Raw genomic sequence first — 14,586 nt, 5'->3', positions numbered from 1 at the left:
GCCCTTTCCTCCGAAGCGGGATGCAAAGGTAGCAAAAAATCATACCCCCGCAAACCCATCCCAACCCTTTCATTCCCCTAAAAACATAACCCGCTGTAAATCATCCATAAAAAATTAAAATAAATAAAACATTTTTAAATCAGGAGTGTTTGCAGGGGCGGTTTTCAGGAAAAAGACCAGATTAAGTTATGTTTAACCATAGAGGCATAGAGAACATAGAGACGGTAATGGTGATTATTAAAGGAAGATTTGATATCCTATTAATAAGAGCAAAATATAATAAAGGATACTGTAATCAATAATGGCTCATAAGGCTTATCATTAAATAACACCCCCCCCCATACAACTTATCGCTATAAATTTATAAATTAGGGATATGCAAATGATCTCACACTGGGGAAGAGACTTAATCAGCCTGCTGTTCCCAAATCTTTGTAATGCCTGCGGCACAAGTTTGTTTCATAATGAGCAACTGATTTGCACCAAATGCCTGTATGACCTTCCCTTTACCGATTATCATGTATACCAGGAAAACAGGGTAATGAAACAATTGTGGGGGAGAGTGCCCATACACGCAGCCATGGCTTTGTTATATTTCAGAAAAGGCGCAAAAGTACAACGGCTGATTCACAACTTAAAGTACAATAAAAAAACTGATGTCGGTATATTACTGGGCAATATGATCGGAGAAAGACTTAATTTAAGTTCGTCTTATGCAGATATTGACTATATCGTTCCTGTTCCGCTGCATCAGCGTAAATTAAGATCCAGAGGCTATAACCAGAGCCATTTCATTGCAGCAGGGATCGCACAAGCCATGAACATTCCGCTGAATGAACAGATTTTAGTCCGCGTTGTTTCTTCAGAAAGTCAGACCAGGAAAAACCGCTTCAGCAGGTATGAAAATATGAAAGCTGTTTTTAAAGTTGCTGAGCAGGAACCCATAAGGGGTAAACATATCTTACTGGTAGACGATGTGATCACGACCGGGGCTACTTTAGAATCCTGTGCAAATGCTTTAATTCATAAGGGCGCACTAAAGATCAGTATTGCGGCGATAGCTTTTGCTGAATAATTTAATTATCTATATATATGAGTGATTAAAGGTAAGTACATCTTAATCAGATAATTATACAAACCATTAATACCTGATTAAAGGGATATGAATAGGCTAAATCATAAAAAGATAAACTTTTTTATTTTTTTTAAAACCATTTAGCCTGTAATTGCGTTTATATATTTGAGAGCGTTAATTTAGATGGTAAGGGTCGATACTTCTTTTAGGATATCGGCCCTTTACTTTTTCGCTAATTTTCAGAAGACCATTGCCAAGCATAATCAGGTTATCCAAATCCTTTTAAATAAAAAGCGCTTTACAAGTAAATGCAAAGCGCTTTTTATTTTAAAATCTTTATTCTTATCCTATTTATATAGCGGGAATGCACTCACCAATTTAATCACTTCTTCCTTTACCGCATTTAAATTAGACGCATCTTCCGGGTTAGTTAAAACCTGATCGATTAAATCTACTATTTTTTCCATTTCAGCTTCTTTTAAGCCACGGGTAGTGATCGCAGCTGTACCTACGCGAATACCTGAAGTGACAAACGGAGATTTATCATCGAAGGGAACCATGTTTTTATTAACCGTGATTTCCGCTTTTTCTAAAGCGTTTTCCGCAACTTTACCTGTGATATTTTTATTTCTGAGATCGATTAACATCAGGTGGTTATCGGTACCTCCAGAAATAATTCCATAACCTTTAGCCACAAAAGCTTTGGCCATGGCCTGCGCATTGGCTGCTACCTGTTTAATATAAGCCCCGTACTCATCAGTCAAAGCCTCACCAAATGCAATGGCCTTTGCTGCGATGATGTGCTCTAAAGGCCCACCTTGTGTACCTGGGAAAACGGCCATGTCCAGCAAATTGCTCATCATGCGGGTTTCGCCCTTTGGTGTTTTTAATCCCCATGGGTTTTCGAAATCTTTACCCATCATAATCATTCCACCACGAGGGCCACGTAATGTTTTGTGGGTAGTTGTGGTTACAATATGACAATGCGGCAGTGGGTTTGCCAATAAACCTTTAGCAATTAAGCCAGCAGGATGAGAAATATCTGCCAACACCAGGGCCCCAATTTGATCAGCAACCGAACGGATGAAAGCATAATCCCATTCACGAGAATAAGCAGAAGCGCCACAAATAATCAATTTCGGCTTTTCAGCTAAGGCCACTTCCTCTAATTTTTTATAATCGATTAACCCGGTCTCTTTTTCTACACCATAAAATAATGGCTGATAAAGTTTACCGGAGAAATTCACAGGCGAACCATGAGTTAAATGTCCTCCATGAGACAGATCGAAACCTAAAATTTTATCACCTGCCTGCAAAACAGCCAGCATTACTGCTGCATTGGCCTGTGCACCTGAGTGTGGCTGAACGTTAACCCATGCTGCACCAAACAATTCTTTTGCCCTATCGATCGCGATTTGCTCCACTACATCAACCACCTGGCAACCGCCATAATAGCGTTTCCCCGGCAGGCCTTCCGCATATTTATTGGTGAGTACTGAACCAGCAGCTTCCATTACCTGCTTGCTCACAAAGTTTTCTGATGCAATAAGTTCTAAACCATGTTCCTGGCGGTTTAATTCCTTATCAATAAGTTCAAAGATTTTGGTGTCGCGTGTCATCCTGTATAGGTTTCTGTTTTTTTTTGCAAAAGTAAGAAATTAATCCTTAACGCAGAGATGAATATGAGATAATTAAGGGATAAATGCTTAACCGAAAAAAACAGTAAAATAAACAGAATTGCCCATGCAGCATGCCAGCACGTAGTACTAATGCCGATAGACATAAAAAGTTACCACCGAGAAAATAGAGGCAGGTACCCAGGAAAAACAGGGTTTTGATTAACATCTTGTCGTCATCAGTAAAACAAAGCATAACGATCCTTAAAAACACATGCCAGATTGTGTCTTGCTATGTGATTTCTAAATCCTATTGCCTCTTTCCTTTTACCTGATGCTAAAATTATTAAAACCACTTCCTATCGTAATCTCAACGAGTTGTTGCTGCAGCATTTCCAGAATAGCCAGGAAATTATAAACAAAATGAACTTTATTTTCTGAATGCTTTAACACCAGGGCAAAATCGATTTGCTCATTGATGTTTAATAAATTGGCCATAAAATGTTTCTGCTGTTCAATGGTATAGGGATACTGTACCACTGTATGTTTAACCTCTTCACTACGCAGCTCATATTTTTGCATCTGCCGCTGATATACCGTAAGCAATTTATACAGATCGAGTGATAACAATTCATCCTGATGGGCAGCATTTTCTGCCGCAAGGTGCAGGTCATACTCAATATTTCCCCTGCGTTCCTGTTTCATCCGTGCATCTTCCAAAAGCTTCATTTCTTCCGCAGCAGATTTAAATTGCTTATAGGCAATCAATCGTGCAATCAGATCTTCTTCAGGATTCATTTCCGCTCCCGATTCATTCAAATCCATCCTGGGCAATAACATCCTGGATTTAATGCGCATCAGGGTGGCTGCCACCAGAATAAACTCACTGGCCACTTCTACATTTACGGCAAGCAGCTGATGGATATAAGCCAGAAAGTCGTTGGTGATCTTTGCAATCTCCACATCCTGGATGTTCAATTCATCCCGTTCGATAAAGAATAATAACAGATCGAAGGGACCTTCGAATACCGGAAGTTTTATTTCAAAAATCTCAGATTGCATTTGTAAAAACAAACATAATGATTTTTATATGAAAGCTTTAGCCCTGTATTTCATGTTTTTGAAAATAAGCTGATCTGGCTTTCAGTGCATTGATTGATTTTTTACATGAATATTAGAACAAAAATACCTTACTTTGTATCTTGTTTTTACTAAAAAAATTGAATGCAAGTTAAAGCTGGCCCCCTATTATCTAAAATTAACTATCCTGCTGATTTAAAGCAGTATGGTGAGTCTGACTTAGAACAAATCAGCCAGGAATTACGTCAGTATATTATTGACGTGGTAAGCGTAAATGGCGGGCACTTTGGTTCCAGCTTAGGTGTTGTTGAATTAACAGTAGCCCTGCACTATGCCTTAAATACCCCTTATGACAAGCTGGTATGGGATGTTGGACACCAGGCTTACGGACATAAAATCCTGACCGGCCGCCGGGAGTTGTTTCATACCAACAGAATTTACAAAGGCATTAGCGGCTTCCCGAAAATTACCGAAAGTGAATATGATACTTTTGGTGTTGGCCACTCTTCTACCTCTATTTCTGCCGCTTTAGGCATGGCTGTTGCTTCACAGCTAAAAGGGGAAACCGACCGGCAGCATGTTGCGGTGATTGGTGATGGCGCCATGACGGCCGGCTTGGCCTTTGAAGGTTTAAACCATGCCGGAATTGAAAACAGCAATGTACTGGTGATTTTAAACGACAACTGTATGTCTATCGATCCCAACGTTGGCGCATTGAAAGAGTATTTAACCAGCATCACCATTTCTAAATCTTATAACCGTTTTCGCGACGATATTTCAAATGTGCTCGCCGGCCTATCCAAGCTTGGTCCCAATGCACATAAATACGTAAAGAAAATTGAAAAAAGCATCAAAGGAACATTGCTGAAACAAAGCAATCTGTTTGAAGCTTTAAACTTCCGGTACTTTGGTCCGGTTGACGGGCATGATGTTACGCGTTTAGCACAAACCATCAAAGATTTATCGGCCATTCCGGGCCCTAAATTATTGCATTGCATTACCGTAAAAGGTAAGGGCTTTGCCCTGGCTGAAAAAGACCAGACCATCTGGCATGCACCAGGCCTGTTTGATAAAATTACGGGCGAAATTAAAAAAAGCATACCAGATAAACCACAGCCTCCAAAATACCAGGATGTATTTGGCCATACCATGGTTGAACTGGCCGGGGCGAATGATAAAATTGTGGGCATTACACCAGCTATGCCATCCGGCTCTTCCTTAAACATCATGATGAAGGCCATGCCCAAAAGGGCTTTTGATGTGGGCATTGCCGAACAGCATGCCGTCACTTTCTCTGCAGGTTTAGCTACCCAGGGATTGGTTCCTTTCTGTAATATCTACTCCAGCTTTATGCAAAGGGCCTATGACCAGGTGATTCATGATGTGGCCATTCAGAAACTGAATGTGGTCTTTTGCCTGGACCGGGCGGGCTTAGCCGGCGCAGATGGTGCCACGCATCATGGTGCTTATGATATCGCTTATATGCGTTGCATCCCCAATCTGGTGATTTCATCCCCGATGAATGAAGAAGAATTGCGCAACCTGATGTTTACTGCCCAGCAGGAAAACATGGGGCCATTTGTAATCCGTTATCCGCGTGGCAATGGCGTCATGCCCGATTGGAAACGCCCGTTCAAAGCTTTGGAAATTGGTAAAGGCCGTAAAATATGTGATGGTGAAGAAGTAGCTTTACTAACCATCGGGCATGTGGGTAATTTTGCCGTTGAGGCACGTTCAGAACTAAACAGCGAAGGCATTTATCCTGCGCATTACGATTTACGCTTTGTAAAACCCCTGGATGCGCAAATGCTGCACGAGGTTTTCGCTAAATACAAATACATCATCACCGTGGAAGACGGTTCATTACCGGGTGGAGTAGGTGCGGCCATTTTAGAATTTATGGCAGACCATCAATATACCGCTACTGTCATTCGACTGGGCATCCCGGATCAGTTTATTGATCATGGCGAACAACCTGAATTATGGGCAGAATGTGGTTACGATAAAGAAGCCATTATTCAGGCCGTAAGAAAGGTTGCTGTAAAAAGAACCACGAATACGATGGCGGGATAAAAGACAAATTCCGGTGATATGAATAATATAAAAAAGCTCGGGTTGTTACAACACCGAGCTTTTTTTATATTTTGACATCTTTATAGATTAAAAAGCGTTTTCTTCTCCCTTCACCATGTTAATCACGGTCATGAAAATGATCCTGACATCCAGTGCGGCCGTCCAGTGTTCCAGGTACCAGATATCGTGCTCTACCCTTTTAACCATTTTATAATCCTCTTTGGTTTCGCCACGGTAACCATTGACCTGCGCCCATCCCGTGATCCCCGGTTTTAGAAAATGGCGTACCATAAACTGGTCAACAATACCTTTGTACTGCTCTGTATGGCTTAACATATGCGGGCGTGGACCAACCACACTCATATGCCCCATAAATACGTTAAAAAACTGTGGCAACTCATCCAGGCTTGATTTCCTTAAGAACTTACCAATGGGCGTGATGCGGTCATCATTTTTACTGGCCTGTTTTTTATCACTGTCTGCGTTCATACGCATGCTCCGGAATTTAAAGCAATAAAAAGGCTCATCATCCCGGCCACTTCTCAGTTGCTTAAACAATACCGGTCCTTTACTTTGTAATTTAATCAACAGTGCAATAATGGGATATAACCAGCTCAACACAAACAAAATCACCAGCCCGCTGAAAACCACATCAATCAGTCGCTTTTTGAAACGGTTGTGAATTTTTTCTAAAGGTTCTGAACGAAGCGAAATCACCGGGAATTCATTTCCCAGGTAACTCACCGTATAAGGCGACAATAAGGCCCCGCTGATATCCGGAATAAATTTTAAGCGCACACACTGGCGTTCTGCTTCCTGGGTCAGGATCAGCATATCGCTCATCCGCTCTGGTGCTATGGTGACATAAATATCTTTGATCCCCTTTTCAATCGCCAGCTCAAACTGCTTGCCTACCGCATCACTTAACCGGCCATCCCGTTCCAGGTAATGCTCCGGTACATCCGGAATAAAACCATGAAATTCAATGTATTTCTGTTTTTCAAAATAAGAAGCCAGCTGTTCCCCTGTGGCATTGTTTCCCATAATGGCTACTGACTTTACCCCCCTGAGGTGATTAAATAACAAGAACTGAAAAGAAGTACCGATAAAACGATTAACCAAGAATAGCATGCCTAAGGCACCATAGAATACCACGAGAAATGACCTGGAAAAATCATTCTGCTTAGAAAAAAATAAATAAATGGAAAATAAAATGGCATGCAAGAGTACACTACGCCAGGTCCCCCTGTAAATGCGTTCAATACGTCTGGAACCATATTCCGTATACAGGCCAAAAGAAGTGGTGGAAACAATCCAAAGCAAGCTGCATACCACTACGTAATGCCACTGCAATTCAGAATCAACAACTTTGCCTAAATAACTGGTGAACTGATAAGAGAAGAAGTAAACGGCCAGCACCATTAATAAGTCAGTGACCGGCAAGATGTATTTCAGGATGTAAAGGTAACGTGTTTGCATAAAAATTTGTGCGTTAACAATGAAGTGCTACAAATGTTTTTACCCATAGCAAAAATAATGCCCTAATATAAATTCAGTGTTAAGTTTTAACTTAAAACCCGTTCACGAATATTTTTAGTTCACAGCAAAGTTACAATTTTTTACCTGAACTCCCATGTAAAGTAGGATTGACCGATCATTTAGTCGAGCTATCTGCCTGCTGTGTAGAAAAAGAGCCTATCTTTATGATAAGCTCTCCTGTAAAAAGATTATGAATATTGATCGCCAAACCTGGAAACCATTTCTTTAGAGACCCCTTTGATTTCCTGTTCTGCCGATTTGGGATAGATCAGCAATACCTGTTCATCATCCACCACAATAAAATTGTCAAGCCCCCTGATCACTGCAGCTTTCCCCTTAGGTAAGTTGATCATGCAGTCATGTGTATCATGCAAATGAAGGTGTTCCGAATTACAAACATTGTGGTGTTCGTCTTGTTGGGCAATGGCATGCAAAGACGCCCAGGTACCTAAATCAGACCAGCCAATATCTGCCGGAATGGTATAAATGTTATCGGCTTTTTCCAAAATGGCATAGTCAATGGATATATCCGGACTGCCCGGGTATTGATCCAGGATAAATTGCGCTTCTGCCGGCGTATTGTAAAAGGCATTTCCCGATTTAAATAAGGCATCAATCTCTACAGCATATTTTTCAAATGCTTTCTGCAGGTTGGCCGCTTTCCAGATAAAGATCCCTGCATTCCATAGATAATTCCCACTGTTCACATATTCCTGTGCTTTTTCCAATACGGGTTTTTCCTTAAAAGCAGCCACTTTTTTTATCTCCTTCTCTACGCCTTCATCCTCCAAATACTCAATATACCCATATCCCGTATCCGGCCTGGTTGGGCTAATTCCCAGCGTTAACAAGGCATCATTGTCGGCCGTAAAATCCAATGCCAGGTTAATCTTCTCGATAAAGACGTCCTCCTTCAAAATCAAATGATCCGAAGGGGCCACAACGATATTCGCGTCCGGATTCTTTTGCAGAATTTTATAGGTCGCGTATGCAATACAAGGTGCCGTATTGTTGCGGCTGGGTTCTAATAAAATGTTATCAGTTAATATCGCTGGCAATTGCGCCCTCACCAAATCTGCGTAACCTGCATTCGTTAAGATCAGGATATTCTCCTTTGGGCAAATCTTTAGAAAGCGCTGATAAGTCAGTTGCAGCAGAGACTCTCCGGTCCCCAGGATATCAATAAACTGTTTTGGGAAATGGTTACGGCTTTTCGGCCAAAAACGGGAGCCAACGCCGCCGGCCATGATAAGTACAAATTGGTTATTATTACTTTTCATACGTTGATTAATAAAGTCCACTTTTATCGCAGTCGTCAAACCAGTCTTGCAATGCTTCTCTTAAACTAAATTGAAGGGAATAGGGTGATTTACTGAGTTTCTCACCAGAAATATTTGTTGAGATCATTAATTTTTTTACCCGGTCAGGATGGATGCCCGCTATTTTCTTCCCTAATAACCTTCCCCCCATATAGGCACTACTGGCAGCCGATTTTAACGCCCAGCCTGGTACCAGAACTTTAGGCGCTTTTACACCCGTAGCTTCTGCCATCGTTTCACAAATACGCTCGATGGTAGGTGCCGGGAAATACGTTAAATTAAATGTAACTACGCCTGGTAATTCTTTTTGGGCTGTTTCAAATAAAATCCGAACGACATCCTTCACATATACCGAAGCTTTAATGGTATCTTTTCTGCCTGGATAAAAAAAGAATCCCTTTTTCATAGATTCATATAGCCTCGTAAAATTCCCACCCTCCTGTTTACCAAATACCACACCAGGACGTACAATAATCAATTTCCTATTGTCTGGATCTTCAGCCTGCCACAATTTATGAATGTATTCTGCGGTGAGTTTAGATATACCATACGGTGTGTTAGGCATAGGTAAGGTATCTTCCGTTTTATATTCTTCTGATGCACCATAAGGCGCAATAGAACTGGTAAAAACAATCGTTTCAATATTGTTTTTCCTGGCAAAATCGCAAACATTTTGAGCACCATAAATATTGGCTTCAAAATATTCATGATCTGGATGGCCAGGAGTAGTATGCACAGCCGCAAGGTTATAAATAATGCTATTAGCTGCATTAGTTATATTTACGGTAATAGCTTTTCTAATATCCAGTTCGGTAAAACCATCACTAACTTTTTTCCTGATGTCATAACTATAAACTTGATCAGGTAAAGCTAAGGTTTCATTAATGTAACGTTTGAGGTGTGTACCGATGAAACCGGAACCTCCAAATATAATGTGATTCATTTTCTTTTAATTTACTTTATCTGCCAATTTCTCATTAACGAACCCTTCAAACTTGGTTTTAAAAAGTTCCTTACCAAATGTTTCTGCATGCGCTCTTATAGCCAAAGGATCAAAAGTTAACTGCTCGAATCTGGAAACACCTTCCATAAGCGATGCAATAGTTTGATATGGAAAAAGTACTCCGGTTACTCCATCCACCACTGTTTCAAGACTTCCTCCTTTTCCTAAGGCAATAACAGGCGTACCGCAAGCTTGAGCTTCTACCGGTAACATTCCAAAATCTTCAATAGCTGCAAATACAAATGCCTTTGCTTTTTGCAATTTTTCAATCAAGGCTTTAAACGGAAGATAGCCCGTAAAAATTATATTCTTTCCTGCTTTAGCTTTAATCTTATTAAAATCAGGACCATCACCAATTACAATTAATTTTCTATCTGGCATTTTAGTGAAAGCTTCTACAATCAGGTCAATCTTTTTGTAAGGCACCATTCTAGAGGAAGTTACATAGTAATCTTCTTTATTAATCTCTAATTTAAAGTCGTCAATCTCAATTGGCGGATAAATGGTTGTAGCAGGCTGCTGATATACCTTTGCTATACGTTTTGCAATAAAATTTGAATTACTTATATAATAATCAGGTCTATTAGATGAAATAAAATCCCAAATTCTAATCCTGTGGAGAAAATATCTGGCAAGCAGGCCTTTTAAACCAAAACCTAAACCTTCTTCTTCTAAATATTGATGATGTAAATCCCATGCATAACGAATCGGAGAATGGCAATAGGTGATATGTAACTGCTCATTATTGGTGAGTACCCCCTTTGTAACTGCATGGCTTGATGAAATTATTAAATCATACTCTCTTAAATCAAATTGCTCTATCGCAAATGGAAAAAGGGGTAAATAAGTTTTGTACTTTTTTAAGCCAAATGGCATTTTTTGAATGAGTGAAGTAGTAATCTTTCGATTCTCAAATCCTAACTCCTTAACTAAATTATTATCTGCGACCAATGCAAATATATCTGCCTGTGGATAAATCTCTGCTATAGCCTGAACTACTTTCTCAGATCCTCCCATGGTCGTCAACCATTCTTGTATTATCGCTACTTTCAATTCTATAATATTATAAATTAAAAACTTCTAAATGCTTATCAAAGGACTTCTTCCATGTAAACTCTTTCGCCCTATTATTACCTAATAGGACATATTTTTCTGCTATATTATGATCATTCATATGAATTATTTTAGTAACTAAGTCATCTGAATTTTTTGGATCGAAATACAAAACTGCATCATCACATATCTCTTTTAGAGGAGGAATATCACTACAAATTACAGGCGTGGAGTTAAGCATCGCTTCTAAAGGGGGCAAGCCAAAGCCCTCGTATAAAGAAGGAAATATAAAAATCATTGCTTTTTGGTAAATAGCATTCATATCTTCATCTTCTACATAGCCTGTGAAAATAACATTTTCTTGCAACATAGGTTCATTATTAATGAGATCAAGAAGTTGGATATCCCCAGTAATAAAACCTTCTTTTTTTCCAACTATAACAATTTTTAGCTCATCTTGTAAATTGTTTGGAAGCTTTAAAAAAGCCTGACAAAGTACAATCAGATTCTTATGCGGCTTTACATTCCCTACAAAAAGCAAGTATTTTTCAGGTATGTTATATTTTTTATTCGGTAAATCTGCAATTGTGTTAATTTCAGCAACACCATTATGAATAACGGATATTTTATCAGCCTTACATCCAGTATGACGAATAATTTCATTTTTAGAAAATTCGGAGACAGTAATTATTTGATTACTTCGTCTAATAGAATTTTGCATTAACAAATTAGCATAAATTTTCTGTTTTAAGTTAATTTGCCCAACATCAGTTAGATGATAAACATCATGAATGGTAACGACCCTTTTTTTACATCTAATTGGGAGTATCGGTGTATTGTAATGCGGCGACCAAAAAATATCTGCCTTCGGTAATTTGAATGGATAATTAAGCTGTTCTCGAATAGAATAGATGCTTTCATTAAAAATAGTAAAAGGTATATCTCTTATCGTAAAAAAAACATCATCTTCTTCTCTAATTAAACAATGAACTCCTTCGATATTTTTAAGATAGTTTAATAACTCTTGTAGATAAATACCGATCCCAGAACTATATAGCATCCTAGCATCAATTAATAACCTAATATTTTTTTTTTGACTCATGAACTTACCTTGATTAATACGCTGCAAAATTTATTAAATAAACTCCATCCACATCATATTTAATGAATAACACGGGATTCGTATATTTATCTACTGAACAGTTTCAATGCCTTTGAAAAAAGTTTTACTAAAACTAGAACGACAAGAAAAACGTAGAGTGCAAAAAATCCAGAAGTAATTGTTAAGTTAGCAATAAAAAGAGTGGAAACTATCGAAGAAATACCGAAAACCTTATTTGGAATTTTTGACGAAATCTTTATCGAATCATCTATAAACTTATATGCATAACCAAGTATCGTTCCAAGAAATACGACGCCAAGATAGCCGAAATTGAAAAAACTTTCACCAAATATCCCCGGTCTCAGACCAGGATGAATGATTGGATCGAAACCAACTGTAACTGCAGTGAATTTTCCGGCAGCCCACTGGGTTCGATAATCAGAAAAGTAGCTCGGTATAAAAGACATAAAGGCGGCTAAATATGTTTTGCCGAAAAGTAAGCTTTTGTCCCAATAGGCATAAACCCATGCGAAATCCCTTAGATCTGAATAAGAATTCCCATAGAATATTTGCTCTCCAAAACCACTCAAAGCTCCTTTTAGACTTAAATCACCAGATCTGAACAAACTCAAGCCCATTCCTAAAAATAAGCCTGAAAAACCAATTATCCCAATTTTAATTAAATTGATTTTACCCATCTTATTATAGAATACATAAAATCCAAATAAGTAGATTAACGGTTGGGCCAAAAAAGCTCTGGCACCAATAAATAGTGTTATTATAAAAAATAGGAATAACAAAACTTTATCTATAAAATAGCGATATTGAAAAACCCTTGCAATAAGAATAAGAGATACGATAGAACTCAAAATTAATACAAAGTTATATATTGCTCTAATTGCTGGGTTTGCCTGAAAAACAGCACGAATATCAGAACTTCCATCACCAAGACCTGATGCTAAAATTGCCAATAATCCTATGAAATATAATATGCAAAGTATCCTAGAAATAAGAGAGCTTTTAACAGCAGTGATGAAACTTTTCGTTAAAGTTTGTTTAACTGGATTTATCAAAACCTTATAAATGGCTGTATTTGTCCGGTTTCTAATATAGAGGTACCGCCCTAGATACATAGAAATATAACCTATCATAAATATTATATAAGCTGTATCTATAACGTCCTGTATAATTGAAACATTCCCGCCGACAGACACGACATTGTATACTGACGATGCAAAAGGATACATGATTAGGAAAGGAAGAAAATAGGTAAGGCTCATCGTTAATGTCCAATAATCTAAAGTTCTTCCAGTCTTTTTATAAATCAAATACCAATCATAAATAAAATGTATGATCAGAATGAAATCTACTAATATAAGATATTTATTAAACCTTACTCCACCATTAAATAACTCAATTGTATCCAATTTTATTTTGTTAAGTTTTTAAATTATCTTTTAACATTTTCATTAATAAACTTCAAGTCCTTAAGTTCATCAATCAGAAAAACTTGATTTTCAGGTCTAAAATATCGTTGAGAAAACTTTAATAAAAGAACGTATTTATCAAATCCTAACGTCTTCTTTAAGATTTTCATCATCTTATTTAGTAGTTTAATCTTTTTATCCAAACCATCAAAGTTCCTTTCATTTAATTTATCAACACTCGTATCTGACAAGCTTAAAAGACCACTTCTACTCAGTTTTTCATAAAATGAATTTTTACCAACTGCGAAAGGCTTTTCTATAAAGCCACCCTCGTCAATAAATCGTCTATAAAGTCTTCTCTGAAAAATATTTATGTTGACACCGTTTTCAAATGAGCCATAAGAATATGTTTTATGAAAATACATGTTAAAATTATTTTCTTGTAAGAAAGCTGCATAACGCTCAAAATATGGAATAAAATCTGCATACTGGTTAAGATCTAAACTTGGGCATTGCTTATTTTGAAAAATATTATCCGGATTAAATCCTGAAAAATGGATAAACACTAAATTATCCTTACCACCATCTACGAGTCTGTTACCAATACAAATATCTTTACCATCTATTATTACTTTCCTTTCATGAATATTCCAATATGCAATATTCCAACCTAACTCCCTCATAATAAGAACTGAATTACCAAAAAGAGCCGGAACAAAATCCATCCATTTTTGATCTACATGTAATGCATCATATTTATCTACAAAACAATATTTTGATAAACGCGCGGACCACCAGATAGCTATTTCCTGTCCAATTTTAGAATTTTTTATTGCGGTAAAACCCAAATTATATATTCCTGCAAATAATGTTAAGGTTTCAGGAGCATTTGCAGTAGATATATTTTCAGCAGTTACAAAATGTGGTGTTAAAATAATATCATGCGCCTCTAGTTTATTGAAAATTTGATTTAAATCAGAATAAACGTAAATATCAGGATCAAAATATATGACATTATCATAACCTTTATTAAACAGATAAGTAAAAAAGAATGGTTTTATAGCTGTCGAATGTTCCGTAATATTGTACTTAAAGGCTAATTCATAGAAGTTTGGGATCTCGATGTCCTTAGCCTGCAAAACGGTAAATTCTTCATTAATAAAATCTTCTTCTTTATCAAACTCATCTGAAATCAAAACATAAAAATCAACTTCTGGATTTTGTTTTTTTATTGAAACATATAGTGCCTTGGCAAAACCGAAATAGTTTTTGGCAACTATAGTAAATATTGCATTCATA

11 protein-coding genes are annotated in these 14,586 nt (G+C 37.7%); 2 read left to right on the top strand and 9 right to left on the bottom strand.

The window, feature by feature from the left end; all coding sequences use genetic code 11:
- The first annotated feature begins 376 nt into the window (after window positions 1-376).
- Window positions 377-1,075: a ComF family protein gene (locus OQ267_RS03820; protein ID WP_265834960.1), complete on the top strand. Its 699-nt coding sequence runs from the start codon at window positions 377-379 to the stop codon at window positions 1,073-1,075.
- Window positions 1,076-1,422: 347 nt separating this feature from the next.
- Here OQ267_RS03820 and glyA read toward each other — a convergent pair whose 3' ends face one another.
- Together glyA and OQ267_RS03810 are read right to left on the bottom strand one after the other, a co-directional pair.
- Window positions 1,423-2,694 carry a serine hydroxymethyltransferase gene (glyA, locus tag OQ267_RS03815; RefSeq protein WP_088300998.1) on the bottom strand — a complete coding sequence of 424 codons (1,272 nt, stop codon included), beginning with the start codon at window positions 2,692-2,694 and terminating at the stop codon, window positions 1,423-1,425.
- Between the two features lie 324 nt (window positions 2,695-3,018).
- Window positions 3,019-3,753: a segregation and condensation protein A gene (locus OQ267_RS03810; protein ID WP_265834959.1), complete on the bottom strand. Its 735-nt coding sequence runs from the start codon at window positions 3,751-3,753 to the stop codon at window positions 3,019-3,021.
- A gap of 162 nt (window positions 3,754-3,915) precedes the next feature.
- On the opposite strand from OQ267_RS03810, the gene dxs reads away from it, so the two are divergent.
- On the top strand, window positions 3,916-5,844 hold the full coding sequence (gene dxs / locus OQ267_RS03805; protein ID WP_265834958.1) for a 1-deoxy-D-xylulose-5-phosphate synthase: 1,929 nt from the start codon (window positions 3,916-3,918) through the stop codon (window positions 5,842-5,844).
- An 87-nt stretch (window positions 5,845-5,931) separates the two neighbouring features.
- On the opposite strand, the gene OQ267_RS03800 is transcribed toward dxs, so the two are convergent.
- The 7 genes from OQ267_RS03800 to OQ267_RS03770 form a co-directional block, all read right to left on the bottom strand.
- Window positions 5,932-7,323, bottom strand: a complete 1,392-nt coding sequence (locus OQ267_RS03800; protein WP_265834957.1) for an undecaprenyl-phosphate glucose phosphotransferase — start codon at window positions 7,321-7,323, stop codon at window positions 5,932-5,934.
- A gap of 248 nt (window positions 7,324-7,571) precedes the next feature.
- Window positions 7,572-8,663 carry a mannose-1-phosphate guanylyltransferase gene (locus tag OQ267_RS03795; protein ID WP_265834956.1) on the bottom strand — a complete coding sequence of 364 codons (1,092 nt, stop codon included), beginning with the start codon at window positions 8,661-8,663 and terminating at the stop codon, window positions 7,572-7,574.
- 7 nt (window positions 8,664-8,670) lie between these two features.
- Window positions 8,671-9,645, bottom strand: a complete 975-nt coding sequence (locus OQ267_RS03790; RefSeq protein ID WP_265834955.1) for an NAD-dependent epimerase/dehydratase family protein — start codon at window positions 9,643-9,645, stop codon at window positions 8,671-8,673.
- Window positions 9,646-9,651: 6 nt separating this feature from the next.
- Entirely contained in the window at window positions 9,652-10,758 is a 1,107-nt protein-coding gene (locus OQ267_RS03785; protein ID WP_265834954.1) for a glycosyltransferase, read from the bottom strand.
- A 10-nt stretch (window positions 10,759-10,768) separates the two neighbouring features.
- Window positions 10,769-11,860 (bottom strand): glycosyltransferase family 4 protein, encoded by a 1,092-nt coding sequence (locus tag OQ267_RS03780; protein ID WP_265834953.1) that lies wholly within the window; start codon window positions 11,858-11,860, stop codon window positions 10,769-10,771.
- Window positions 11,861-11,946: 86 nt separating this feature from the next.
- On the bottom strand, window positions 11,947-13,287 hold the full coding sequence (locus OQ267_RS03775; protein WP_265834952.1) for an O-antigen polymerase: 1,341 nt from the start codon (window positions 13,285-13,287) through the stop codon (window positions 11,947-11,949).
- A gap of 23 nt (window positions 13,288-13,310) precedes the next feature.
- Window positions 13,311-14,585, bottom strand: coding sequence for a hypothetical protein (locus OQ267_RS03770; protein WP_265834951.1), 1,275 nt, complete (start codon window positions 14,583-14,585; stop codon window positions 13,311-13,313).
- Between the last annotated feature and the right edge of the window lies 1 nt (window position 14,586).

Origin of the sequence: Pedobacter sp. MR22-3, assembly GCF_026240075.1 — a bacterium.
Lineage (GTDB): Bacteria > Bacteroidota > Bacteroidia > Sphingobacteriales > Sphingobacteriaceae > Pedobacter.
This window is presented reverse-complemented; position numbering and strand designations above follow the sequence as displayed.